Raw genomic sequence first — 24,943 nt, forward strand, 5'->3', positions numbered from 1 at the left:
GCCATGAACACCACACTGACTCCCGCAGACTTCGATCCCCGTCGGCAGGCCATGCTGCTGTATTTTCAGGGATACCGCGTAGCCCGCATTGCTGAAATGCTGGGCGAGAAAGTTGCAACCGTACACAGCTGGAAGAAGCGCGACAAGTGGGGCGAGTATGGCCCGCTGGATCAGATGCAGCTCACCACTGCCGCGCGTTACTGCCAGCTCATCATGAAGGAGCAGAAGGAAGGGAAAGACTTCAAAGAGATTGACCTGCTGGCGCGTCAGTCAGAACGCCATGCCCGCATCGGCAAATTTAACGACGGCGGCAACGAGGCCGACCTTAACCCCAACGTGGCGAACCGCAACAAAGGCCCACGTAAGCCAGCGGAAAAGAACGTTTTCAGCGACGAACAGACCGAAAAGCTGCAGGAGATTTTCCACAGCTCGATGTTCGCCTATCAGCGCCACTGGTGGGAGGCGGGCAACCGTCACCGCATCCGCAACCTGCTTAAATCCCGTCAGATTGGTGCAACCTTCTTCTTTGCCCGTGAGGCACTGATTGACGCCATCACCACCGGGCGCAACCAGATTTTCCTGTCAGCCAGTAAGGCCCAGGCGCACGTCTTTAAGCAGTACATCATCGACTTCGCCAAAGAGGTGGATGTGGAGCTGAAAGGCGATCCGATGGTCCTGCCCAACGGCGCAACGCTCTATTTTCTGGGCACCAACGCCCGCACGGCGCAGAGCTACCACGGCAACCTGTACCTGGACGAATATTTCTGGATACCGAAATTCCAGGAGCTGCGCAAAGTGGCCTCCGGCATGGCGATCCATAAGCGCTGGCGGCAAACCTACTTCTCAACGCCATCCAGCCTGACACACAGTGCCTATCCGTTCTGGTCCGGGGCGCTGTTCAACCGGGGCCGCGCCAAAACGGACAAGGTGGATATTGACCTCACCCACGCCAGCCTTGCCCCTGGCCTGCTCTGCCCGGACGGACAATATCGCCAGATTGTCACCGTGGAAGATGCGGTGCGTGGCGGTTGTAACCTGTTCGACATTGACCAGCTGCGGATGGAGTATAGCCCCGACGAGTACCAGAACCTGCTGATGTGTGAATTTATCGACGATCTCGCGTCGGTGTTTCCGCTCAGCGAGCTGCAGGCGTGCATGGTGGACAGCTGGGAAGTGTGGACTGATTTCCAGGCCCTGGCCCTGCGTCCGTTTGGCTGGCGCGAAGTCTGGATCGGTTATGACCCGGCAAAAGGCACGCAGAACGGCGACAGCGCCGGATGCGTGGTCATGGCTCCGCCTGCCGTGCCGGGCGGCAAGTTCCGCATACTGGAACGCCATCAGTGGCGCGGCATGGATTTCCGCGCCCAGGCCGACGCCATCAAACAGCTGACCCAGCAGTACAACGTGACCTATATCGGCATCGACTCAACGGGCGTGGGTCACGGCGTATATGAGAACGTGAAAGCATTTTTCCCTGCCGTGCGTGAGTTTGTTTACAACCCGAACGTGAAAAACGCCCTGGTGCTCAAGGCCTACGACATTATCAGCCACCGCCGCCTGGAGTTCGACGCCGGGCACACCGACATTGCGCAGTCATTCATGGCTATCCGCCGGGCCACCACCGCCAGCGGCAACCGCCCAACCTACGAAGCCAGCCGCAGCGAAGAAGCCAGCCATGCAGATTTGGCCTGGGCAACGATGCACGCACTGTTTAACGAACCGCTGCAGGGCGAGGCCGCCAATACCAGCAACATTGTGGAGATTTTTTAATGAGTGAACACGACGCCCTGACCAGTACCGCACCAGTGCAGGAAGCTGCGCAGATGCAGAACAGCGCCCACGCGGAAGCGTTCAGCTTTGGCGACCCGATCCCGGTACTGGACCGCCGCGAACTGCTGGACTACGTGGAATGCGTGCAGATGGACAGATGGTATGAGCCGCCCGTGAGCTTTGACGGGCTGGCCCGCACTTACCGCGCCGCCGTGCATCACAGCTCACCGATTGCCGTTAAGCGCAATATTCTGACCAGCACGTTTATCCCACATCCACTGCTTAGCCAGCAGGCATTCAGCCGTTTCGTGCAGGACTATCTGGTATTTGGTAACGCCTATCTGGAGAAACGCACTAACCGGCTGGGCGGGATTCTGTCACTTGAGCCATCACTGGCGAAATACACCCGACGCGGAATCGACCTTGATACTTACTGGTTTGTGCAATATGGTCTGACCACGCAGCCGTATGAGTTCACCAAAGGCAGTATCTTTCACCTGATGGAGCCGGACTTAAACCAGGAGATTTACGGCCTGCCGGAATACCTCTCCGCCATTCCTTCTGCCCTGCTCAATGAGTCAGCCACGCTTTTCCGCCGGAAGTATTACATCAACGGCAGCCACGCGGGGTTCATCATGTACATGACCGACGCCGCGCAGAACCAGGAGGACGTGAACAACATCCGGCAGGCCATGAAAAGCGCCAAAGGGCCGGGCAACTTCCGCAACCTGTTTATGTACTCACCCAACGGGAAGAAGGACGGCATTCAGATCATCCCGCTGTCAGAAGTGGCTGCCAAGGATGAGTTTCTGAACATTAAGAACGTGAGCCGGGATGACATGATGGCGGCACACCGTGTACCACCGCAGATGATGGGGATTATGCCAAGTAATGTTGGGGGGTTTGGGGATGTGGAGAAGGCAAGCCGAGTGTTTGTGCGAAATGAGTTAAATCCCCTACAAAAGCGGCTTGAAGAACTTAATGAATGGGTAGGCGAGCCGATTGTATCTTTCGAATCCTATCAGTTGAACGCTGAATAAATTAACCCGGCGGCCTAACCAGTCAAACATCGCGTGTGGGTGGCTGGTTAAAATCTACGTCTAAATCCTAGTTTCTCACCCGGTGTCATTGCCCGACCAACCGCTCCATCCAATAAATGAGTGTTACTTTGTAAATGCTCGCGCGCCCATGGCTGCAAATTGAAAGCAAATCCGTCAATCATACTGCCCACGTTTGCAGCTCTATAGGTAATACGCTTAGCGACCAACCCCCCCATTACACCATCGTCAGGACCACACATTAGTGAGTTTTCGCCATCAATGATATATGACCAGAGATATCCCTTCTCCTCAGGAGTTAACTTCTCCAAATAAGAGATACGTACTTTCTGCCTTTGCCTATCACCATATAAATCATGAAAAAATTGATACACTCTTGCAACTAAAAAAGATACAGCCAATAAAAATGCTGGACCTATGAAATTTCTGTATTCTTTGCGGAAACCATCAACCGCAACTTTAGCAGCTAAAGATTCAGGCAAAAAAAGGATCAGACTTAAGCCACATGTAATGGCCACAAGAAGTGCCGTTGGAATCTTTCTAAAAAAATCCAACAACCCAGTAACAACGTCCATCTATTCACACCTCATTTGCGAAAAATGCCTTCCTCAAATTCTACCGTATAACTCTACTAAAGACACAATATCCCCACCAGCGCGCGCTCGTATCCCCGCCACGCCTGCCCGCTTTATGTAGCGGTTTTCATGCACCTGCATGACATAAGCAAAAGCCCGCCAGTTCTGGGGGGCCTCAGCCGTGACTATCCTCAAACGATCATGCGTATTCATGCAGCATATGTATGCATCATTGAGAACAGATTTGGCCTGATCCTAGACTCGCAACTCCCGAGTCTGGCTGCACGTAATGCGTCAGTGATTAACAAGCGTTACTAAATATTAATTCTCAGGAAGCAGGTGAACTATGACTGACGACATTGCAGCCTATTGATTTTTGTAGTATTGAAGTCATTTTAGAATATTGAGAAAAACAAGCAATGACGATTGTTACTGACATACCTCAAAATGCTAATAGCATACCAGCCTCTGCTACCGCAGGTGTTCAAGCTCGCCGAATAGGGCAAAAACTCCTCGAACGGTTCGAGGCGCACATTGATCCCCGAGAATGCGCGGTAGGAAGTAGCCAGTATAATGAGAAAATGACAAGCCGGGCGATAGCTGCTTTCGCAATTCAATGCTATGGCGCGACTGATGATATTGAAGCTGGCAATGCTGTATGCGATAGTTCGAGTGATGGCGGAATTGACGCAATATATGTATCCCATGTAGAAAAAAAAGTTATTTGTGTTCAAGCAAAATATAACCAAAGTGGAAATAGCACATGGTCATTAAATGATTTTCTTAGATTCAAAGATGCTTGTTCATATTTACAAAGAGAGGAATATCATCGCTTTGATGAACGTGTCTCTTCAATTTCTCAAGATATAGCTGTAGCTCTAGATTCAATAGATTATAAGTTTTATTTTGTTATGGCACACACAGGTAAAACCGGTGCAGCAAATCAAATATTAGCTGACATGCAGACATGGCAGTCTGAGTTAAATGATGATGCGTGTGTAAACACCTCGACACTACCCTCATCTGATTATCCGTTCCAAGTACATCTATTTTCAGCTGAGGATATTTCAAGTGCGATCCAAGGGCAATCCCTCTCTGCCATCAATCTTGAAGATGTTGAAATGATGGAGTATGGGAAAGTATCAGAGCCATATAATGCTTACTTTGGAGTGGTTACTGGAGAACAAGTTTCTGAATGGTGGTCTACACACGGAACACAACTTTTCTCCAAAAACATCAGAAACATACTTGGGCAAACTGATGTTAATGACTCAATTAAGAAAACCGTACTAGATGAACCAAGCAATTTTTGGTTCTATAATAATGGAATCACTGTATTAGTAAGGGAAGCGAATGCACATCGGAGGAATACATCTGACAATGCTCGAGGCCTCTTTACCTTTCATAACATAAGCATTATTAATGGAGCACAAACAGTAAGTTCTATTGGTCTAGTTGGTAAGCAACACAATTTACCTGATGACTATTTGCGGAGCATTAGATTGCAGGCTCGATTTATTGTTACAGACGATAATGATCTGGTTAAAAATATAACGCGCGCTAATAACCATCAAAATAGAGTGTTAGGTCGAGACTTTGCGTCACAAGAGCATGAACAGGTCAGGCTTAATAAAGACCTTATTGTTGAAGGTTACATATACCAATTACTACGCACTAATGAGGCTCAAGTTACAACAGAGAAAACAATAACAATAGATGAAGCCCTAAATGCTTTAGTTTGTGCAAACGGAACACCAAGTACAGTTGTCACATTAAAATCACAGCGCGGTAAATTCTTTGAGAACCTAGAGGGTTCATTGTATCGTTCAACATTCAACTCTACAGTCTCGGGAGTAACAGTAATTAACACAGTAAATTTCAACAAGATTATCGAAAGAAAAATACATGAGAAGCTTTCAACTATTAATCGGCAGCGCGATAAAAAACTTTACGGAATACTAACACACGGAAACAGATATATTTCGGCCATGATGTTTAAACTTGACCCGTCGTGGAAAACAAGAACAATTGCTTCCTATGACGATAGCGCTTTACAGTTAAAATTCAATACATTAACAAGCTCTACAGAGCTCTATCTAACTCAAAATCATGACGGTGCCTATCTCGCTCGATTGTTTACTAATGTTGAAAAAACAACGGCAGCCATGAGTTATATTCAAAATGTACTCAATCAATCAGTAAGCTAAAATAATAAATGCGATTAATGTGTAAGCTAGCATTTAGTTCTAACGGAGAAATTAATCTAGCTTGCCATAGTTCAAAGTTGCTGACGTCAGAATCAAGTTCTCACGCCAGCAACGTTCCTGCTACTAACTGGGAAGATCCATTGAGCGGTTGTATTCATGAGCACGAATTTTCGCCATCAACTCATCCGTTAACTCAGAAACCCACTGGATAGCCAACCGTTTTTCCTCATCATCACACTCACTAGCCGCTACAAGCTTGATAAAAAAATCAATGCGCTGGAGCTTCAACGACTCCAAGAAATAGTCCTGCATCTTCCCTCCTATCGGTACTACTGAATAAATAACTGTATATATATCCACTGTTTATACATACAGTATAGAAGAAATTTCCGGATGTAAAATGCTTTTTGTCTTTCAATGAGATACTTCTGAGAGGAATCACCAACCATGCTGATCAGCCAATGCTCATGAATACCATTGCCGCCATTTGTCATCTTCCTGCAGGCGCTGGTTCCGGTAGAAAAGACGCAGCCCGGCACCGGACGGGATACTGCCGCCACGCAGCAGCAGATCCACCTCCGTTTCACTCGCGTCAAAGCCTCTGGACCTCAGTTCCGCATCGAGCTGCAGGCGCTGGTGATCCGTAATTTCTTGTTTATATCCTTTCCGCCGTTTCGGGTTTACCAGCCTCAGCCGGGCCGTCAGCTCCCGCCGTTCCTTCGCACTCAAATCATGGAAGTCAGGCAACGCCTCCGGCTCTTTGGTATCAGGTAATTCGCCCCCTGATTGGTTCAAAATTTCAACAGGGGGACAGTTATTGCCACGAGTCCAAGGGGCGCAAGCGCCCTGGTCGGCTGCCGCCTCCTGAACGTCAACGGCCTTACGGACCATCTTCCACTTGATTGCGTGCGTGCAGATCCGGCCCTCAATGATCGGGGACCAGATGCCATAGATACGAATACCGTGGTCGCCGTAGGCGCTCGGCTCATCGTTAAGTTCGTATGCCGTTCTGACCAGGTGATGTTTGCGAGGAACCAGTACGCCGCCTTGCTTCATGATGTAGGTGGCAAAACACCCGGCATCTGCAGCAGCCAGCACAGCATCAAGTCGTGGATTTTCCAGAATCGGTGCACCTGCTTTTTTATCGCCCTGCACTCTGCCAGCCTGACCCGCCAGCAAACGCAGCTCGCGGTATGCCTGACGGCCCGGGATGCCAAAGAAACGGAACTGCTGGACGCGATGAAGTGATGCCCAGGCGGTGACGAGCTCCGCGCTGTCGCGCAATGACCTGCCCGTTTCCTTGCTGACTTCTTTAGCCAGCCCGCGTCCATCGATGTTCTTGCTGATGTATTTTGCGATGTAGCTTGTCGGAGTGCCTTTGCGGGGGTTAATCAGCTCAGACTTGAAACGCGGCCCCGTATTGTTCCCCAGCTCCTCGCGGTCTTCCCGGATGGCGAATTTACGTAGCAGCGCGGTGATGGTCCGGCGCTCTTTTTTGCGCATGAAGCACAGCAGGTGCCAGTGTACGGTGCCGTCATGGTGTGGTTCTGCAACGCGAACGCCATACCAGCGCAGCCCGGCTTTGTGCATGGCCTTACGGAATGCGGCGAAGGTATCGACCAGATAATCACTGCTCTGCCGGACCGTTTCACTGGTCCACTTTGGATTTGGCCTGCCGTTTCTGAGGGTTGCATGGAAGCGTGACGGACAGGTGATGGTGTAGAACACGGCGCAGTCACCGCGCATTTCTGCGATAAGCTCCAGACCTTTAACGCAGGCCATCATCTCGTTGCGACGGTGCGCCGGATTGCTGTTGCTGGCGTTCACCACGTCTTCCATGTCCAGCGTGTCGCCCTCAGCATTCACCAGTTCATGCGACTGGAAAAACTCCAGCGACTTGCGGCGCTGTTCGCGCTTATGGATCACAGCTTCATAGCTGACATACGGGGACGCTTTCTTGTTGACCAGGCAGACGGCGCGCAGTTGCTCCTCGCGCCACTCGCAACGCGTCCGCCATAACTTGCGATACCACCAGTCTGCACACAGCATCCGCGCCAGCGATCCCGGAATAAGGTCATAGGGCACAGGCTTACGGCGGCGTTTTTTACGGCGCAGTTGGTCAAATGCTGGCGGGACCACATCAAGACGCATCGCCTCTGCCGCTACCCTTTCCCATGCCTGGCGGATTTCTTCGGGTTTCACGTCATCCGTGACAAAAAGTTCACCGTAAGCCGCATCCAGACACATGCTCATGTGGGCGGCGACCAGGGTAGATAGACGCTTTACCTGGTCCTGATTCATTTCAGGTAAAACCAGCAAGCCTTCCAGCCCGTCATGGCTTGCCATAAAACGGAAGGAAGCAGACACCTGGCTGTCACGTACACGCGCCAGGCGCTCAAGGCATGGCCTGATAGTTTTGCGCAGATAGCGGGAATACGCCTTTGCCCTGCCCAGGCCATGAAAGTATTTAATCCGTTCCAGAAGCGGTTTTCTGATGTGGGATGGCTCAGCGCTTACATCAGCGATAATCACCAGGTCGGGATTTGCTCGCTGTTGTTCCCGCGCCATTTTGGCGCGGCTAATGAGGTTATCCTGCTCCATTTCTCGCTGGACAGGATCACGGGACTCATTAAAGAAATAGCGTTCCCATACCTGATCACTCAATGCCTCGCGGCGCAGCTTTTCCTGCTCATTATCCGCGGCGTAGAGAGTGATCAGGTTTGAAAGCGCGGAACCCGGCGCAAGTTCTGCCGGGTCGTGATATGGATTGATGGCTTTTTTCGGGGCATTCCAGGCAAAAGCAGCGGTGGCATCAGATGCGCCGCCGCAGTTTTTAACATCGTGATGGCTCACGCGTGCACCTCATGCACTGCAGAACAATCAGGACCTCTCGCCGGATCGAATCCAACCCAAAAGCGTTGTTTAGAAACAGCAATAATTTCCGCTGCAGACTTACTGTCTCCGGCCTCAACACCCATGCTTCGCTTTGTGGTGATGCAGTGCCGGGTGAAGTTGTGATAAATGGAACGGATCAGGGAGGTATCACTATTGGAAGTAATAACCGGATGACCTTCTGATGAACGACGCTCAAGAATAGACGCCAGGTGATACTGATCGTCCTCAGTAAATCCTGCCGTGTGGTATGCCGCAAAAGTACCGTCATAAGGCGGATCGCAGTAAACCACATCACCCGCCTGCAACATTGCCAGCGTTTCGTCATAGCTGGAGCAGATGAACGTGGCACGTTGGGCCTTTTCGGCAAATGCATGAATTTCCTTCTCGGGGAAGTATGGTTTTTTATAGTTTCCGTAAGGGACATTGAAATGTCCGCTCAGGTTGTAGCGACATAATCCACGATAGCAGTGGCGATTAAGATAAAGGAAAAATATAGCTTTCCAGAAATCGCATACATTCGATGAATGGTTAAAATCCTGCCGGGTGTTGTAATAAGCAGTCTCGCCCTTCGCGCCCTCAAAAAATCCCTGCGCGTAAGCAATAAACCTCTCACTGTTCAATTTAATCTGGTGATAGAGATTAATCAGATCAGGGTTAATGTCCGCGACAAGATAATGAGAATAGTTTGTCGCCATCATCACCGCGCACGATCCCGCGAACGGTTCAACCAGGCGAGAACCGGCTGGCAGATGCTTCATCAGCTCAGGCATGACAGCGGTTTTATTGCCCGCCCATTTCAGGATGGTGCTCATACAGCACCTCCGTTGTAGTGCTTGCCTTTCAGCTCTGCGATTTCCTGACAGGTAATGCAGCACTGCACGCTAGGAATGACACGGCGACGAGCTGGCGGGATCGGTGCATCGCAATCAATGCAGAGCACACGGGAAACGCCCGGCGTTCTGTTGCGGGCGGTGTGGATGTGGCGCTGGCGTTCTTCTTCTACACGCTGCTGCACGAGGTCCATTGAATTAGCCATCAGTGGATCTCCTGCGCTTCGTTCTGGATTGTTTCAGCAGCATTACGCAGAAGCTCTGCGGCCTCAGTGCCATTGAGTCTGTCTCGGGTGATATGCACTGCCAGTTTTTCAAGATGCGCAGCAAATACATCAGCGCGGCCCCGGCGTTCTTCCATGCGCGCCTCAGTCAACATCAGGTTAAGCCCGGCATCATCTGGTCCGGTTTTGGTGGTTCTAGTTTCAATATTTCGCATCGTGTTTCTCCTGAATTTGGGCAAAAGAATGCCCGGCGGGTTTACGCCATTAATTTCTGTTGTGGGTTAATTCGGCATGGTTAGCCGTTTAGGGAATAAGCTCACCACTGCACGAAAATGGTTCATTGCCTTTATCAGCTCCCGCTTTTCGTCAGTCGTCAGCTCACTAATTTTGATGCTGTGACGTTCTGCCGGAATATTTGCCATAAAATAGATGGCGGCTAATGCACGCTTGTTTTGTTTATTGTTGGCGTCCCGTGGGTCGCTCATATCTTCAATAAACCGCTCAAGCTCTGACTCAACGTTATGACCGAATACCTTTGCCCGTAATTCGGCTATGTGGTTCAGTCCCTCATAGCGCTCCCCTGGGCTTATCGAACGAGTCGTTGAAGCGCCTTCAATAGCCATGGCTTCCCCTTCTTCGTGGTAGACAGGCCAGCCAGTAATTCCGCCTGTGAGCGGGACGGATGCCAGCGTTTACCATCCTTTCCTACAATCCAGCCGTGACCGAAATGCATTCCAGGGCTTTGCTTAACCAATAACGACGCAAATGATGGTTCGTTGTTCAGCATAAACACCTCAGCTCAGCCCGAACGATGAGCCAAGGCCCGTAACGGTATCGACCACGCTCGCCATCGCTGGGTTAGCCTGCAACCGTGCCTGCAGAGAAATGGCTGTAAGAGCCATAAGCCGAGTAACGGAATTGACACTTTCAACAACCTGCCGACGAGTCGTCGCGTTCAAATGCACACCAGAAACCGCACTGGCAGCCACACGTCCGATCTCAGCGGTGGCTTTCAGGACGTACTGAGGCATTTTCTCCCGTGCGACTTCATTGGTGGGCACACACGCCAGGCAATGGATCTGTGCCAGAAAGCCATCAACCAGTGTTGAGTCCTCAGTCAGATCGGTTAGCAGCCAGATATCTGGCGCAGTCAGCAGGTGTGGTTGCTCCGGGTTGAGCTTATTACGCAGGGTTTGAACGTTCATACCTGCACGTTCTGCCAGCTTCGCCATGTTGTGGCGTAAAGCGAAAGCCCGGCAGGCTTCATTGAAATAGGGATGTTTTGATATGCGATAGTCAAACATAGTCAGTTGCTCCGTGAAGTCTCAAAATGGAACTAGTTGATAGTTACATTGCAATCTGAGAGCGCATCTACGGTAAGAGCAACGATGTTAATCATCACTTTTTCGCGCTTTTTATCTTTACGTAGGCGATGGCGAGGCAAGCGGCCATCAGCCAACATGTCATTGATGGTGTCGATTGGCAGGCCAGTAAGCTCGCTGTAGCGCTCAATTGTGACGTGCGGTGTATTGAGAGTGATTGAAATGTTAGGGGTCATGATGCAACATCTCCTATTGGCTTGTGGTGAGCCTGTAGTAATCGTGACAAGTCCCCAAATGGGAACGTAATTGATACTAGGATCGCATAAGAGATATGTCAACATTAAAGTACCCAAATGAGATCAAAATAAATCCCAATCAGGGTGGTAAGGCTGCGATTGAACGGTTGGTCGAGGCTTATGGTTTTACGACGCGGCAGGCTTTAGCTGATCATTTAGAGATATCGAAAAGTACTTTGGCTAACCGGTACATGCGGGATACCTTTCCTGCCGATTGGATAATCCAATGTGCTCTTGAAACAGGTATCTCTCTCAATTGGTTAACCACCGGACAAGGTCTTAAACAAAGCTCCCAAACTGCCACTACTGAAGAGCTTGTGAAGTTTCGTATTACTGCGGGAAAAATGATTGAAGATGGATCATACGTGTTTGACTCATCATTTCTTCCTGCGAAGCTCTCGGCCCCGATTGTCGTTCTCGATGGACCTACCACATACATCTGTGAGCAAAAGTTTACAGAAGTGCTGGATGGGCACTGGTTGATCAATATCGATGGGACGTATTCCATTAGACTGATCACCAGACTGCCTAAGGGAATGATTAAAATTTCCACTACAGACAATAGTTTTGAGTGTGCTTTTTCGGATATTGAAGTAATTGCATGTGTGAGAAGCACAACAGTTTCAAACTGATCGAGTAAAGGATTATGAAATGGATTTATTTGTCACAGTAGTACTCGTATTAGCGTTACTTTCTCCAATCCTGACAGTGATTCTGGTGAAGAAAGGCAAAAAGCATAAGGTGGAGGTCGATAGCCTTATCGCGAGCAATACAGCCCTCACAAATGAGTTACATGAAAACCAAGAGAAGCTTAGCCAAACCGAAGAAAATTTAGCTCAAGCCGTTCGAGAGCACTCTGAACTTGAAGGAAAAGCAGGTCCCTTATGGCAGTATCAAGAGTTACATGATGCAGTCCTGGATGCTGAGAAAAAGATAAAAACTGCTGACTCAATAGCCAAAGAAAAAATTGAAGAAGCCCAAATAAAGGCTGCCAGAGCTGTAAATGAAGCTCATAACCAAGCCCGGCTCACGATAAGCAACGCGAACAGCGAAGCAGTAGCAATCACCAAAGATGCCCGTGAGGCTCGTTTGAAAGCTAAAGAGCGGTTAGATAACGCAAATAGTAAAGCTGATGAACTAATTTCCAACGCAAATGATAATGCAATGAAAATAATCTCAGATGCGGAGGTCCGAGCAAAAGAAATTGCAGGTTCTGCATATGAAGCGAAAGAGTTTGCAGAAACCTACCAAGCTGTAGCCAAGTCAATGAAAAATAAAATTGAAGGGTACGGCGATGAATGGATAGTTCCAAATCGAAGCGTTTTGGATGAACTTGCAGAGAATTATGAATTTACTGATACAGGCAGAGAACTCCAAAAAGCGAGAGAGTTAACAAAATCTTTAATCAAAACGAGCAAAGCGGCAAGTTGTGAATATGTCGAACCTAATAGACGTAATACTGCAATAAAATTTGTTTTAGATGCGTTCAATGGAAAAGTTGATAGTACGCTTTCTAAAATCAAACATAATAATTACGGTAAACTTTCCCAAGAAATTAAGGACGCATTTCAGCTTGTGAATTATAACGGCTCCGCTTTTAGGTCGGCCAAGATCACTGATATATACTTACAAGCCCGACTCAACGAACTTAAATGGGGCGTTGCAGTTAATGAAATTATGCTCGAAGAAAAAGAAGAACAAAGGCGCATCAAAGAGCAATTGCGCGAAGAAGAAAAAGCTCGCCGCGAATATGAGAGAGCGATAAAAGAAGCTGAAAAAGAAGAGAAAACAATTCAGCAGGCTATTGACAAAGCGACTAAAGAACTAATGCTTGCAGGTGAAGAGCAACGACTCGCTCTTGAGCAAAAACTGGCTGAATTACAAATTAAATTCGAAGAAGCTGAGGCCAAAAATCAGCGTGCTATTTCAATGGCTCAACAGACACGTTCAGGTCATGTCTATGTTATTAGTAATATAGGTTCGTTCGGTGAAGATGTGTATAAAATTGGGATGACACGTCGGCTTGAACCACTAGACCGTGTTCGTGAACTTGGTGATGCCAGTGTTCCATTCGCCTTTGATGTACATGCAATGATTTACAGTGATGACGCACCATCATTAGAGAATCACTTGCATAAAGTATTTAATGAAAAACAGGTTAACAAGGTCAATTCTCGAAAAGAATTTTTCAATGTCGGCATTAAAGATATTAAATCAACTGTAGCCAATATGAATATCGATGCGCATTGGACGATGTTTGCTGATGCCAAGGAATATAGAGAATCTCTAGCAATTGAGAATGAACGCACAGCAGCGCAGGTTGCAAACGAAGAGCTCGTTGTTGCCTGACATGGGTGATTTCACGTAAACATACATTGACCACTGTTCAAACATACAGTTAAATTTAGCCCTCAGACATGAGGGCTTTTTTATGGCAGTACGAAAACTCACCACAGGAAAATGGATTTGTGAATGCTACCCTGCCGGGCGTAGTGGACGCCGTGTGCGTAAGCAGTTTGCTACCAAAGGCGAAGCGTTGGCTTTTGAGCGGCACACTATGGAAGAGGCCGCCAACAAGCCCTGGTTGGGTGAAGCCGCAGATCGCCGCAGACTAAGCGAGGTGGTCACGCTTTGGTATAACCTGCACGGCAAATCCCTTACTGCCGGGGAACGTGTTTATAACAAGCTAAAATTAGTTGTCGCTGCCCTGCAAGATCCCCTGGCTGCCGACTTCACCGCTAAGCAGTTCGCCCACTACCGCGACAAACGTCTCTCCGGTGAGATTTACTTTAACGAGAAGTGGAAGAATGGCGCTGACCCGGTAACTATCAACCTTGAGCAAAGCTATCTTAGCAGCGTGTTCAGTGAGCTTTCACGTCTGGGAGAATGGACACAACCGAACCCATTAGAAACTATGCGCAAGTTCACCACCGCCGAGAAAGAAATGGCCTGGCTGACACATGAGCAAATAACAGAACTCCTGGACGACTGCCATCGTCAAAGTGCCCTTCTCGCTTTGGTTGTCAAAATCTGCCTAAGCACCGGAGCACGCTGGCGCGAAGCGGTGAACCTCACACGCTCTCAGGTCACAAAGTACCGAATCACGTTTGTCAGGACCAAAGGCAAAAAAAACCGTAGCATTCCGATCAACAAAGAGCTGTATGAAGAAATCATTGCCCTGGACGGATTCAAATTCTTCACGGACTGCTATTTCCAGTTTTTGTCGGTGATGGAGAAAACCTCGATCGTGCTTCCGCGCGGGCAGCTTACCCACGTCCTGCGCCATACGTTCGCAGCACACTTTATGATGTCTGGAGGAAACATCCTTGCCCTGCAGAAAATCCTAGGCCACCACGACATAAAAATGACCATGCGCTATGCTCATCTGGCCCCTGATCACCTTGAAACAGCTCTACGCTTCAATCCGTTAGCCACATTACCAGCAACAAATCAAACTATTGAACTGGACAATTAATCCATTAAAATATCGACAATCTTTTAATCAGAGTGTCCGGTTCATGGCCAGCATTGCGGATGTTTTTTCAGTTATTGGAGCTGTAGCTGCACTTATAGTTATACCTGCAGCATATCAACCAATAATTTCATCGATAAAGTCCAAGGCTTATAAAGAGTTAGTTGATGTTGAATGGGGAAATGAGGGTGACATATCAATACATTATCCATATAACTTATTGCTTCGCTTACAAAAGGCACAAGGAGACTGGAATTTAAGCGGAGAGTTAACATGTTCAATTAATCTAGATGAGACATTCTATGTTCGAGGCAGACTGAAGCACCTTGGAACAGTTGAAGCAGAAATATTCAGGACCATTGGATGGAGAACATACCAAATCGGTGTTGCGAAAATTAAGCTTAATCGACGTACTAATCGTTGCCAATTCATCCCTCGCAAACTAAAAAAAATTGAACTCATCACCCCCTGCGAACAATCACTCTTCAGCAGGAATCTTCCCCTATGGCAACACGACAAGGTGAATTCATAAGTGGCGACAAAGTGGCGACAGCGGTTGGCATTACCCCCTAATCGCCACATTTCATCACCAACCTAACTTATTGAATATATTACAAGTCATTGTTTTTACTAACCCGTTTACATAAATGGGTTTTTTGTTTTCTGGGGTTTGAAGTACTGAGTTTACGAGCACCGAGCTTTCAACAGGTTCAGCACGTTACAGCCCCGCTATCCTTCCAGCCATCTCGCGGATTTCTGCCCTGCTGAGCGGTTTACGGTCGGTGACAAAATGCAGCGTCATGCCCTCAATAAACGCATCCAGCGCGCGAGCCGTAGCCGGATCAAACCACTGCTCCAGCACCTTCTGGCTGCCCTGCATCCAGTTTTGCATCACTGTCTTGAGCGCAGGTTTGCAGCCGATAAAGGCATACAGTTGGTACATCAGTTCCATATTGCGGGTGGTCGTTACCTGTGCGCTAAAGATGAGATCGGTAATCGCATCGCACGCTTGCTCGGGCGCCTTCACCTCGGCAAAAAATGCCTGGTACTGCACCAGCATGGCGTCGGTGAAGCCTGTAAACGCCTCTTCCAGTAAGGCATCGATGCCGCTGAAATAATAAGTCATTGAGCCGAGCGGCACATCAGCGCAATCGGCAATTTTACGGTGCGTGACGGCCTGGATACCGTGACGAGCAATGGTGTCCAGCGTGGCCTGCAGGATCCTTTCCCGGCGTTGCGGATCGTTCGGTCGGCGAGCCATAATTTTTCCTCCTGCGATTTGTGTACAAATGTACACAACCTTGCTAGTGTTGTCTCTCCCTCTTTTTTCACAGGCTGTTTACGGATGACGTCGCACTCTTCACGCAGAGCCCTGCAGTTGCGCATGTGGGCCCTCTTTATGTTCTTCTTTTTACCGGGGCTGCTGATGGCTTCGTGGGCCACGCGTACGCCCGCCATTCGTGACATTCTGTCTGTTAACACCGCGGGCATGGGCATCGTCTTGTTCGGTCTGTCGATTGGTTCGATGAGCGGCATTCTCTGCTCGGCGTGGCTGGTTAAGCGCTTCGGCACCCGCAAAGTTATTCGCACCACCATGTCCTGTGCACTGGTCGGCATGGTGATGTTAAGCCTCGCGCTGTGGCTCGCCTCCCCTGTTTTCTTTGCCTTTGGTCTGATGGTGTTTGGCGGCAGCTTTGGCGCGGCTGAAGTGGCGATTAACGTCGAAGGCGCAGCGGTTGAGCGTGAAATGAATAAAACCGTGCTGCCGATGATGCACGGCTTTTACAGCTTCGGCACGCTGGTCGGCGCGGGTATCGGCATGGCGCTGACCGCCTTTGGCCTGTCCGCCACGATTCACATTCTGCTGGCGGCTCTCGTTGGCATTGCGCCGATTATCATTGCTATCAAAGCCATTCCCGAAGGCACGGGCAAAAACTCGTCGGAGAATGCAGAACATCACGAGAAAGGCGTGCCGTTTTATCGTGATGGTCAGCTGATGCTGATTGGCGTGGTGGTGCTGGCGATGGCGTTTGCCGAAGGCTCAGCCAACGACTGGCTGCCGCTGCTGATGGTGGACGGACACGGCTTCAGCCCAACTTCTGGCTCACTGATTTACGCAGGTTTCACGCTGGGCATGACGGTAGGACGCTTCACCGGCGGCTGGTTTATCGATCGCTACAGCCGCGTGGCAGTCGTCCGCGCCAGCGCCATCATGGGTGCGCTGGGCATCGCATTAATCATCTTTGTGGATGTGGACTGGATTGCTGGCGTGTCGGTGATCCTCTGGGGACTTGGCGCATCGCTGGGCTTCCCTCTTACCATTTCCGCCGCCAGCGACACTGGCCCGGATGCCCCAACGCGCGTCAGCGTGGTAGCGACAACAGGCTACCTTGCTTTTTTGGTTGGCCCGCCGCTGCTCGGCTTCCTCGGCGAACATTATGGCCTGCGTAGCGCCATGCTGGCGGTACTGAGCCTGGTGATTATCGCCGCACTGGTTGCCCGCGCGGTCGCCAAACCTGAATCTGAACCTGTAACGGAGAGTGCCTCATGAGCATCAAACTGATTGCCGTGGATATGGATGGAACGTTTCTCAGCGACGAAAAGCGCTATAACCGCACGCGCTTTCTCGCTCAGTATCAAAAGATGAAGGATCAGGGCATTCGTTTTGTGGTCGCCAGCGGCAACCAGTACTGGCAGCTTATATCCTTCTTCCCGGAGATCGCGCATGAAATTGCCTTCGTCGCTGAAAATGGCGGCTGGGTACGAGATGCCGGAGAAGACGTATTTAACTGCGAACTTTCCCCGGAGCATTTCAGCAAAGTGGTGGATTTTCTGCATACCCTGCCGGACGTCGAAATCATCGCCTGCGGGAAACGCAGCGCCTACACCCTGAAACACTACAACGACGAATTAAAAGAGATGGCGGCGCTGTATTACCACCGTCTGGAACTGGTCGATAACTTCGACAACATTGACGATACCTTCCTGAAGTTTGGCCTGAATCTGCCCGACCGTTTAGTGCCTGAAATCCAGAAAGCCCTGCACGAAGGCGTGGGCGATATGATGACCGCAGTCACCACCGGGCACGGCAACATCGACCTGATCATTCCTGGCGTGCACAAAGCCAACGGCCTGCGTCTGTTGCAGGCACGCTGGGGCATTGATGACAGCGAAGTAGTGACATTCGGCGACAGCGGGAACGATCTGGAAATGTTACGTCAGGCGGGCTTTGGCTTTGCGATGGCGAATGCCTGTGAAGCGGCGGTGGAAGCGGCGAATCATCGTGCGCCGCACAATAACGAGGAAGGTGTGTTGCAGGTTATCGATCAGATTTTAAATCGGGAAGCGCCTTTCCAGTAATCCCCTCTCCCCTGCCCTCTCCCAAAGGGAGAGGGTGAATTCACAGTACAAATCACTGCTGCGAACTACCGACCGATTTATCCTTCAGGAAGTAGATAATCAGCGCCAGCCAGATAACCCCATTTGCCAGGTTAAACAGGCTGAACAAGCCGTTGCCGCCGTGTTGATAAGCGTGTTTGCTCACTTCAATGCCGACGGTGAAAATCAGCATCTGCAACATGCCCATTGCCGCAGAAACGGTGCCTTTGCTCATGTCGCTGGCGAACAGCGTCAGGCGAACCAGGCCTGCGTTAGCAATACCGATACCGAAGGCGTAGAAACTCAGCCCGGCGGTCATCCACAAATAGGCATGGGAAGAGACAACCGTGGCGGCCGCGGCGAGGATCAGGCCAAACATAATTGGCCAGCCGCCCGCGATAATCAGCCAACGCACCGTCTTACGTGAGGTCAGTTTTGCCAGCGTGACGTTACCAATGATCAACGCGCCGAAAATCGGCACCTGCAACAAACCGTACTCATAAGTGCTGGCCTGTTCGCCGCTGATGATGATCACTGGCGATTGAGCAATCCACGCCAGCAGCGGCAGGCTGACAAAGCCCGTCGCCAGCGCTCCGGCAACGAAACGCAGGTTTTTCAACACCAGGCCGTAATCTTTCCCCAGCGCTTTGATAGACAGCTTCTCGCCAAGGCGCGTTGCCGTCTCTGGCATCGCCCGTTGCAGGCCAAAGAAGGAAATCAGCGCCAGCGCCGCGAAGAGCACAAACATGGTTTCCCAGGGTGCAAAATGCACCCACGCCGCGCCCACCAGCGGGCCAAGCAGCGGTGCAATCAACGCCACGTTCGCCATCAACGCGGTGATCTTTATACACACTGCTTCCTCAAACGATTCCTGTATGGCGGCATAGCCTACCGCACCAATGAAGCACAGGCTGATGCCCTGCAAAAAGCGCAGGATAGTGAACTGTTCGATGTTCTGCGCCAGCAGCGTCGCCAGGCAGGTGATGATGAACCACACCACTCCTGCCAGCATGACCGGACGACGGCCAATACGGTCCGACAGCGGCCCCAGCAGCCACTGTAAAAACATCCCGCCCGCGAGATAGGCGGTCATTGAGGTTGGCACCCATTCGGTGCCGGCCTGGAATTGTTCCACCACCGTCAACATGCCCGGTTGGATCATGTCATTACCGATGTAAGTGGAAAATTCGTAGAGCACCAGACAAAGCGGGAAAAGTAACGCCTGACGACCGAGGCGTTTGCCAGAAAGTGAGTGGTTGTGCATGAAATCTCTTAACGATGAAAATATCGCGAGAAGTGTAATGAATGAGGCAAAACGACGATAGCGAAAAGTGCGCGAAACACTCTGTTACAGCACGATTTTACGCGATTAAGCTTCACTTAAGTTTTCGCTCATATAGTCCGCGTTTATACATCGTCAGGCAGACTCGTTCTGCAGGACACCCTAACCGCCGGACAATTAAGACAATCTCCCTTTACCGTTCCGGCTTCGATTTCTAAGGTAATGAGCGTCATCAAACTGTAAGAGTCCGCAAGCTATGCTGGAAAATTTGAACTACTCGCTGTTTTACTGGATTAACGCCACGCCGGCCTCGCCGCAGTGGATGATTTCGCTGGCGGTTTTTATCGCTAAGGATTTGATCTCCATCGTGCCACTGCTGGCTGCTATTCTCTGGCTTTGGGGCCCTCGTGGTCAGGTGAGCGCGCAGCGTAAACTGGTTATTAAGATTGCGATGGCCATCGGTACCAGCCTGCTGCTCTCCTGGGTGATTGGGCAGGTTTATCCGCACGATCGTCCGTTTGTTGACGGAGTGGGCTATAACTTCCTGCATCACGCCCCAGATGACTCTTTCCCAAGCGATCATGGCACCGTCATTTTCACTTTTGCCTTAGCATTTTTGTTCTGGCATCGCCTCTGGTCTGGCGTGCTGATGCTGGTAATCGGCTGCGCGATTGCCTGGTCCCGCGTCTATCTTGGCGTGCACTGGCCGCTGGATATGGTGGGTGGCTTCCTGTCCGGCCTTAGCGGCTGCCTGGTTGCACAAGTGATGTGGAACACATTTGGTGACGCACTCTATCAGCGTTTGCGCGCACTCTATCGTTTTTGCTTTTCACTGCCGATTCGTAAAGGCTGGGTACGTGACTAAGCGGTAACGCGCAGGTAAAATCGTCACCTGACCCTCTGCCTGATGCAGGGGGCATTTCGGGACACAGGGGTTTTATGGAAACGCGCCGCGACGTTCGTATCAGCCAGCTTATTCAGGCACTTAAGCGTAGCGATAAGCTGCATCTGAAAGAAGCGTCCGCGCTGCTGGGCGTGTCGGAAATGACCATTCGTCGCGACCTGACCCAGCATAGCGGCCCGGTGGTGTTACTGGGCGGTTATGTGGTGCTGGAACCCCGCAGCGCCAGCCACTATCTGCTGAGCGACCAGAAAACCCGTCTGGTGGATGAAAAGCGCCAGGCCGCGCGCCACGCAGCCCAACTGCTGAAAGCCCATCAAATGGCGTTTTTTGACTGCGGTACCACTACCCCGTGGATCATTGATGCCATCGATAATGAACTCCCTTTTACCGGAGTTTGCTATTCCCTGAATACTTTCCTGTCACTCCAGGAAAAACCGCAGTGTCGGGCGATTTTGTGCGGCGGCGAATTTCATGCCAGCAACGCCATCTTCAAACCGTTAAGCCCTGAAGATACGCTGAGCCATCTGTGCCCAGACATTGCGTATTACTCCGCGGCGGGCGTACATGTTCAACACGGTGCCACCTGTTTTAATCTGGATGAACTGCCGGTGAAACACTGGGCGCTGAAAAGCGCGCAGAAGCACGTGCTGGTGGTTGATCACAGCAAATTTGGAAAAGTGCGCCCGGCGCGAATGGGTGAACTGAGTTGTTTTGACGTGATTGCCAGCGACCGTCGTCCGGATGACGAGGTGACGGCACTGGCGAAACAGCGTGGCATTAAGCTGCTGTTTGATTGAGAGTTGTGAAACTGCCGGGTGGCGCTGCGCTGACCCGGCCTACAAACGCCGCGTATGCCCGGCAAGCACAGCGCCGCCGGGCAAAAAATTATCGCTCAATTAAGAGAACCAGCTCCCGAACCACTGGTGGAATTTCATCAGCACGAAATCCATCATTCGGTTAAAGAACCCGCCTTCGTTTACCGCTTCCATGACAATCAGCGGACGCTGCTCAATAGTCTTATCGTTCAGTTTAAAATCGATAGTCCCGACAACCTGCCCTTTCGCCAGCGGAGCCGTCAGCTGTGGTTCGTTCAGGGTGAAGCTGGCCTTGAGGTTTTTCAACTGACCACGTGGCAGGGTGATGGAACCTGCTTCGCCTGCCCCGAGTTTGGCCTGGCTGCTGTCGCCGTACCACACGCGCTGTTCCACAAAAGTCGCATCGGGTTTGATTGGGGTGACGGTTTCATAGAAACGGAAGCCCCAGGTCAGCAGTTTTTCGGATTCATTAAAACGAATACGGTCGGTTTTGGTGCCTAATACCACGGCAATCAAACGCATATCGCCTTGTTGCGCAGAAGACACCAGGTTATAACCCGCGCCCGCGGTGGTGCCGGTTTTGACCCCATCCGCACCGAGGCTGGTGTTCCACAGCAGACGGTTACGGTTCGGCTGCTTGATATTATTGAAAGTGAATTCTTTCTCTTTGTGGATGGCGTACTCATCCGGCACGTCGTGGATCATCGCTTTAGTCAGCAGCGCCATATCGCGTGCGGTACTGAACTGGCCAGGCGCATCCAGCCCGTGGACGGTTTTAAAGGTGGTGTTGGTCAGACCCAGCTTCTGCGAATAGCTGTTCATCAGGCTGATGAAGGAGTCCTGGCTGCCCGCGACGTAATCGGCCAGCGCGATACAGGCATCGTTACCGGACTGAATGATCACCCCTTTGTTGAGGTTCTCAACGGAGACCTGATCGCCTGGCTTCAGGAACATCACTGAAGAGCCACGCAACGCCGGGTTTCCTGTCGCCCAGGCATCTTTACCGACGGTAACCATATCGGTTAGTTTGATTTTGTTCGCTTTGATAGCCTGGCCGACCACATAGCTGGTCATGATTTTGGTCAGGCTTGCCGGGTCGAGCTTTTCGTCAGCGTTGCCTTCACTCAGTACTTTGCCGCTGGCGTAATCCATCAGGATCCACGCTTTGGCATCGACGGTTGGCGCGCCGGGTTGTTGAACAGAGTCTGCCGCCTGCACGGCAGGGGCCAGGAGAAGTAAAATCAGAGAGCCTGCCGCCAGGCCGCGGGGAGAAACTACAGTACGCGTCATAAAAGCCACCCAAGTATCCATTCCAAATACACGCTACGTCACCGAAGCCGTGCTACAACTGGCGGTGAGTAATAGCGCAGAAATGATCTTAAAGAAACAATGCGTTGGTAAAGTTTTTAAAGTTTACGCAAGAACGGCGGGTTGTGCTGAAATCCGGGCAATTTTTTTGATCGTGGTTGTGCCTGGGTTGATTTTATTTCACCATGGCGACTTCATTGATGCGCTGTTTAGTGGAGATCTCATGATTACGCTGTGGGGCAGAAACAACTCAACGAATGTCAAAAAAGTACGCTGGACGCTGGAAGAGCTCGACCTTCCTTACGACCAGATCCTCGCCGGGCTGGAATTTGGCCTCAATCACGACCCTGAATACCTCGCCAAAAACCCCAATGGACTGGTGCCACTGCTCCATGATGACGAAGCCGGAATAACGCTTTGGGAATCGAACACTATCGTCCGTTATCTGGCTGCACAGTACGGGCAAAAACGCCTGTGGCAGGACAATCCTGTCATTCGTGCGCAGGGTGAAAAGTGGATGGACTGGGCCAATGGCAGCCTTTCTCCGGCGCACCGTGTCATTTTGATGGGGCTGGTCAGAACGCCACCTGAACAACGCGATCAGGCAGCGATAGACGCAGGGATTGTGCAATGTGAAAAACTGCTGGCGATCCTTGATGCTGAACTGGCTGACCGCCAGTGGCTTTCCGGCGACGAGTTTGGCCCGGGTGACATCGCCGTCGCTCCGTTCATCTACAACCTGTTCGAAACGGTCAAAACCTGGCAGCCACATCCGAACTTACAGCGCTGGTATCAGCAGCTGTCACGCCGTCCGGCTTATCAAAACGTGGTGATGATCCCGGTCACCTGATCTCAGGACGCCGGGCTGACTTTCAGCAATTCGCCATCGGACTCGTCGGTTAAGACATAGAGATAACCGTCGGGTCCAACACGCACGTCGCGTATTCGCTGCTTCCTGTCGCCCAGAATGCGCTCCTGTTCGGTCACTTTATTGCCGTCAACGTTAAGAACAATCACGTCCTGATCCTTCAACGCACCGACAAACAGCTTGTGCTGCCATTGGGGAAACTTCGCGTTGTTATAGAACGCCATTCCGCTCACCGCCGGTGACTGTTTCCAGAAAAACAGCGGCGCTTCAGTGCCCGCCACCGTTTTGCCCTTCGCTTCCGGGATCGGCAAACCGCTGTAGTTCACGCCATGGGTTGCCAACGGCCAGCCGTAATTTTTCCCTCGTTCCGGGATGTTGATTTCATCCCCACCTTTCGGCCCGTGCTCATTGAGCCACAGCACATTGCTCCATGGGTTCATCGCCATGCCTTGCGGGTTACGGATGCCATAAGACCAGATTTCAGGTCTGGCCCCCTTCTGCCCGACAAAGGGGTTATCCGGGGGCACTTTGCCGTCTTGCGTCAGGCGAACAACTTTGCCCTGCAGCTTGTCGAGCTCCTGAGCGGTGGGCCGCTGGTTATTTTCACCCAATCCGATAAACAAGTAGCCCTTGCCATCAAACACCAGCCTCCCCCCGAAATGGTTTCCGGTCGAAAGCTTTGGCATTTGGCGGAAGACAACCTGAAAAGCCTCGATTCGGCTGTGATCGTCGCTCAACCGGCCGTAACCCACGGCAGTGCCCGCTTTGCCGTCATCGCCCACTTCGGCATAGCTCAGCCACACGCGGCGTGATTGTGCGAAATCAGGAGCCAGCACCACATCCAGCAGCCCCCCCTGCCCATTGGCCCACACACGCGGAACACCGACAATCGGGTCAGACAGCCCTTTCCCTTGTTGCCACAGGCGTAGCTGCCCACCGCGCAGCGTGATTAGCATGCCTTGATTATCAGGCAGGAAAGCCAGCGACCAGGGGTGATCGAGCTTGCGCTGTAAGACCTCAACCTGAACCTCGGCGGCTTGCAGAACGGGCGAGAGGATCAATGAACCCAGAAGTAAACTCAGAGCAAAACGAGGCATGGCTGTCTCCTTTTTAGCGAATGGGTTAAGGGTAGCCAGCAGGTCGGGCATAAGGCGGGATTTTTACAAAACCTTAATTGAAGGGGGGGAGCCTCTCCCCCCGGTTGTCAGGCGTGCGCCATGGGCGCGGATTTATTTATCACCTGAATGTTTGCAGCTAAGGTGTCGAGACAGCGTTGCAGGGCATCTGGGTTAACCACAATGAATGAGGGACAGTCATGATGTCCGCTCATCAGGCACACTGCCGCAGAGGCTAAGGCTTCTCCGGCGGCATGCAGCGCCTCACTTTGCGCAGGCGTTAGCATTGGCGAAAGTGCTGCCGCGTTCTCGCGCAGCTCGCCACAGAGGTCGAAACAGTTTTCACGCAGATGATCGTTGTCGCTGACTGACATGTATCCCTTGGCTCGTCTGAGTTGCAGATAGGCCGCGAGATCGATTTGGGCATTCACCAGTTTGTTCAACAGGTGACGGAATCGTCTGTCAACGTTCATACCTTTCCTCCTGTGTCGTCCATTGTCACAAGTATAGTATGGTCATTTTTTATGCATAATGATGCGCGCGGTCAATATTTCATCAACCTTTAACCGACGTGTAAATTTTGCTGATGCCCGGCAAACAAGCCGTCACCACGGCGTACAAAAA

Annotated in this window: 27 protein-coding genes; 12 read left to right on the forward strand and 15 right to left on the reverse strand. The window is 51.0% G+C overall.

The window, feature by feature from the left end:
• The first annotated feature begins 3 nt into the window (after positions 1–3).
• Positions 4–1,770, forward strand: a complete 1,767-nt coding sequence (locus ACI2I2_RS05900) for a terminase ATPase subunit family protein (protein ID WP_404657050.1) — start codon at positions 4–6, stop codon at positions 1,768–1,770.
• Positions 1,770–2,810, forward strand: coding sequence for a phage portal protein (locus ACI2I2_RS05905; protein WP_404657051.1), 1,041 nt, complete (start codon positions 1,770–1,772; stop codon positions 2,808–2,810). The genes ACI2I2_RS05900 and ACI2I2_RS05905 overlap by 1 nt, the downstream gene beginning before the upstream one ends.
• 47 nt (positions 2,811–2,857) lie before the next feature.
• Here ACI2I2_RS05905 and ACI2I2_RS05910 read toward each other — a convergent pair whose 3' ends face one another.
• The gene (locus tag ACI2I2_RS05910) at positions 2,858–3,403 is read right to left on the reverse strand and encodes a superinfection exclusion B family protein (protein WP_404657052.1); all 546 of its coding nucleotides are present in this window, start codon (positions 3,401–3,403) and stop codon (positions 2,858–2,860) included.
• 419 nt (positions 3,404–3,822) lie between these two features.
• Here ACI2I2_RS05910 and ACI2I2_RS05915 point away from each other — a divergent pair, with 419 nt between their 5' ends.
• On the forward strand, positions 3,823–5,610 hold the full coding sequence (locus ACI2I2_RS05915; protein WP_404657053.1) for an AIPR family protein: 1,788 nt from the start codon (positions 3,823–3,825) through the stop codon (positions 5,608–5,610).
• A gap of 123 nt (positions 5,611–5,733) precedes the next feature.
• Here the strand turns inward: ACI2I2_RS05915 and ACI2I2_RS05920 are convergent, their stop codons facing one another.
• The 9 genes from ACI2I2_RS05920 to ACI2I2_RS05960 all read right to left on the reverse strand — a co-directional run bounded on the left by ACI2I2_RS05920 (position 5,734) and on the right by ACI2I2_RS05960 (position 11,117).
• Positions 5,734–5,922, reverse strand: a complete 189-nt coding sequence (locus tag ACI2I2_RS05920; protein WP_166430153.1) for a hypothetical protein — start codon at positions 5,920–5,922, stop codon at positions 5,734–5,736.
• A gap of 153 nt (positions 5,923–6,075) precedes the next feature.
• The gene (locus ACI2I2_RS05925) at positions 6,076–8,463 is read right to left on the reverse strand and encodes a replication endonuclease (protein ID WP_404657054.1); all 2,388 of its coding nucleotides are present in this window, start codon (positions 8,461–8,463) and stop codon (positions 6,076–6,078) included.
• Positions 8,460–9,317 carry a DNA adenine methylase gene (locus ACI2I2_RS05930; RefSeq protein WP_404657055.1) on the reverse strand — a complete coding sequence of 286 codons (858 nt, stop codon included), beginning with the start codon at positions 9,315–9,317 and terminating at the stop codon, positions 8,460–8,462. The genes ACI2I2_RS05925 and ACI2I2_RS05930 overlap by 4 nt, the downstream gene beginning before the upstream one ends.
• A complete protein-coding gene (locus ACI2I2_RS05935) occupies positions 9,314–9,541 on the reverse strand; it encodes a TraR/DksA family transcriptional regulator (RefSeq protein WP_404657056.1) in 228 nt (75 codons plus the stop codon). The genes ACI2I2_RS05930 and ACI2I2_RS05935 overlap by 4 nt, the downstream gene beginning before the upstream one ends.
• Positions 9,541–9,774: a DUF2732 family protein gene (locus tag ACI2I2_RS05940; protein ID WP_404657057.1), complete on the reverse strand. Its 234-nt coding sequence runs from the start codon at positions 9,772–9,774 to the stop codon at positions 9,541–9,543. Before ACI2I2_RS05940 ends, ACI2I2_RS05935 begins: the two co-directional genes overlap by 1 nt.
• A gap of 66 nt (positions 9,775–9,840) precedes the next feature.
• A complete protein-coding gene (locus ACI2I2_RS05945) occupies positions 9,841–10,182 on the reverse strand; it encodes a DUF5347 family protein (protein ID WP_404657058.1) in 342 nt (113 codons plus the stop codon).
• Entirely contained in the window at positions 10,146–10,346 is a 201-nt protein-coding gene (locus ACI2I2_RS05950) for a phage filamentation protein Fil family protein (RefSeq protein ID WP_319787197.1), read from the reverse strand. The genes ACI2I2_RS05945 and ACI2I2_RS05950 overlap by 37 nt, the downstream gene beginning before the upstream one ends.
• 7 nt (positions 10,347–10,353) lie before the next feature.
• Positions 10,354–10,863: a phage regulatory CII family protein gene (locus ACI2I2_RS05955; protein ID WP_404657059.1), complete on the reverse strand. Its 510-nt coding sequence runs from the start codon at positions 10,861–10,863 to the stop codon at positions 10,354–10,356.
• Between the two features lie 32 nt (positions 10,864–10,895).
• Positions 10,896–11,117 carry a regulator gene (locus ACI2I2_RS05960; RefSeq protein WP_258981247.1) on the reverse strand — a complete coding sequence of 74 codons (222 nt, stop codon included), beginning with the start codon at positions 11,115–11,117 and terminating at the stop codon, positions 10,896–10,898.
• A 95-nt stretch (positions 11,118–11,212) separates the two neighbouring features.
• Here ACI2I2_RS05960 and ACI2I2_RS05965 point away from each other — a divergent pair, with 95 nt between their 5' ends.
• The 4 genes from ACI2I2_RS05965 to ACI2I2_RS05980 all read left to right on the forward strand — a co-directional run bounded on the left by ACI2I2_RS05965 (position 11,213) and on the right by ACI2I2_RS05980 (position 15,181).
• Entirely contained in the window at positions 11,213–11,809 is a 597-nt protein-coding gene (locus ACI2I2_RS05965; RefSeq protein WP_258981248.1) for a phage repressor protein CI, read from the forward strand.
• A 19-nt stretch (positions 11,810–11,828) separates the two neighbouring features.
• Positions 11,829–13,526 (forward strand): DUF4041 domain-containing protein, encoded by a 1,698-nt coding sequence (locus tag ACI2I2_RS05970; RefSeq protein WP_404657060.1) that lies wholly within the window; start codon positions 11,829–11,831, stop codon positions 13,524–13,526.
• 82 nt (positions 13,527–13,608) lie between these two features.
• A complete protein-coding gene (locus tag ACI2I2_RS05975; protein ID WP_404657061.1) occupies positions 13,609–14,652 on the forward strand; it encodes a tyrosine-type recombinase/integrase in 1,044 nt (347 codons plus the stop codon).
• Between the two features lie 43 nt (positions 14,653–14,695).
• Positions 14,696–15,181, forward strand: a complete 486-nt coding sequence (locus tag ACI2I2_RS05980; RefSeq protein WP_404657062.1) for a hypothetical protein — start codon at positions 14,696–14,698, stop codon at positions 15,179–15,181.
• Between the two features lie 186 nt (positions 15,182–15,367).
• Here the strand turns inward: ACI2I2_RS05980 and ACI2I2_RS05985 are convergent, their stop codons facing one another.
• Positions 15,368–15,910 (reverse strand): TetR/AcrR family transcriptional regulator, encoded by a 543-nt coding sequence (locus ACI2I2_RS05985; RefSeq protein ID WP_404657063.1) that lies wholly within the window; start codon positions 15,908–15,910, stop codon positions 15,368–15,370.
• A gap of 84 nt (positions 15,911–15,994) precedes the next feature.
• Between ACI2I2_RS05985 and ACI2I2_RS05990 the strand changes: the two genes are divergently transcribed.
• Together ACI2I2_RS05990 and ACI2I2_RS05995 are read left to right on the forward strand one after the other, a co-directional pair.
• The gene (locus ACI2I2_RS05990; protein WP_330983492.1) at positions 15,995–17,200 is read left to right on the forward strand and encodes an MFS transporter; all 1,206 of its coding nucleotides are present in this window, start codon (positions 15,995–15,997) and stop codon (positions 17,198–17,200) included.
• A complete protein-coding gene (locus ACI2I2_RS05995) occupies positions 17,197–18,009 on the forward strand; it encodes a Cof-type HAD-IIB family hydrolase (protein WP_404657064.1) in 813 nt (270 codons plus the stop codon). The genes ACI2I2_RS05990 and ACI2I2_RS05995 overlap by 4 nt, the downstream gene beginning before the upstream one ends.
• 52 nt (positions 18,010–18,061) lie before the next feature.
• Here ACI2I2_RS05995 and ACI2I2_RS06000 read toward each other — a convergent pair whose 3' ends face one another.
• The gene (locus ACI2I2_RS06000; RefSeq protein WP_404657065.1) at positions 18,062–19,291 is read right to left on the reverse strand and encodes an MFS transporter; all 1,230 of its coding nucleotides are present in this window, start codon (positions 19,289–19,291) and stop codon (positions 18,062–18,064) included.
• Positions 19,292–19,565: 274 nt separating this feature from the next.
• Here ACI2I2_RS06000 and ybjG point away from each other — a divergent pair, with 274 nt between their 5' ends.
• Complete coding sequence (gene ybjG / locus ACI2I2_RS06005; RefSeq protein ID WP_404657066.1) at positions 19,566–20,174, forward strand: undecaprenyl-diphosphate phosphatase; 609 nt, start codon at positions 19,566–19,568, stop codon at positions 20,172–20,174.
• A 74-nt stretch (positions 20,175–20,248) separates the two neighbouring features.
• Entirely contained in the window at positions 20,249–21,010 is a 762-nt protein-coding gene (deoR, locus tag ACI2I2_RS06010) for a DNA-binding transcriptional repressor DeoR (protein ID WP_404657067.1), read from the forward strand.
• 99 nt (positions 21,011–21,109) lie between these two features.
• Here the strand turns inward: deoR and dacC are convergent, their stop codons facing one another.
• Entirely contained in the window at positions 21,110–22,318 is a 1,209-nt protein-coding gene (dacC, locus tag ACI2I2_RS06015) for a serine-type D-Ala-D-Ala carboxypeptidase (RefSeq protein ID WP_404657068.1), read from the reverse strand.
• Between the two features lie 241 nt (positions 22,319–22,559).
• On the opposite strand from dacC, the gene ACI2I2_RS06020 reads away from it, so the two are divergent.
• A complete protein-coding gene (locus ACI2I2_RS06020) occupies positions 22,560–23,186 on the forward strand; it encodes a glutathione S-transferase family protein (protein WP_330983486.1) in 627 nt (208 codons plus the stop codon).
• Positions 23,187–23,188: 2 nt separating this feature from the next.
• Here the strand turns inward: ACI2I2_RS06020 and ACI2I2_RS06025 are convergent, their stop codons facing one another.
• Complete coding sequence (locus tag ACI2I2_RS06025; protein ID WP_404657069.1) at positions 23,189–24,301, reverse strand: PQQ-dependent sugar dehydrogenase; 1,113 nt, start codon at positions 24,299–24,301, stop codon at positions 23,189–23,191.
• Positions 24,302–24,408: 107 nt separating this feature from the next.
• Entirely contained in the window at positions 24,409–24,792 is a 384-nt protein-coding gene (locus ACI2I2_RS06030; protein ID WP_404657070.1) for a biofilm formation regulator BssR, read from the reverse strand.
• Positions 24,793–24,943 lie beyond the last annotated feature (151 nt).

This window comes from Scandinavium sp. NPDC088450 (assembly GCF_044900545.1).
Classification (GTDB): domain Bacteria; phylum Pseudomonadota; class Gammaproteobacteria; order Enterobacterales; family Enterobacteriaceae; genus Scandinavium.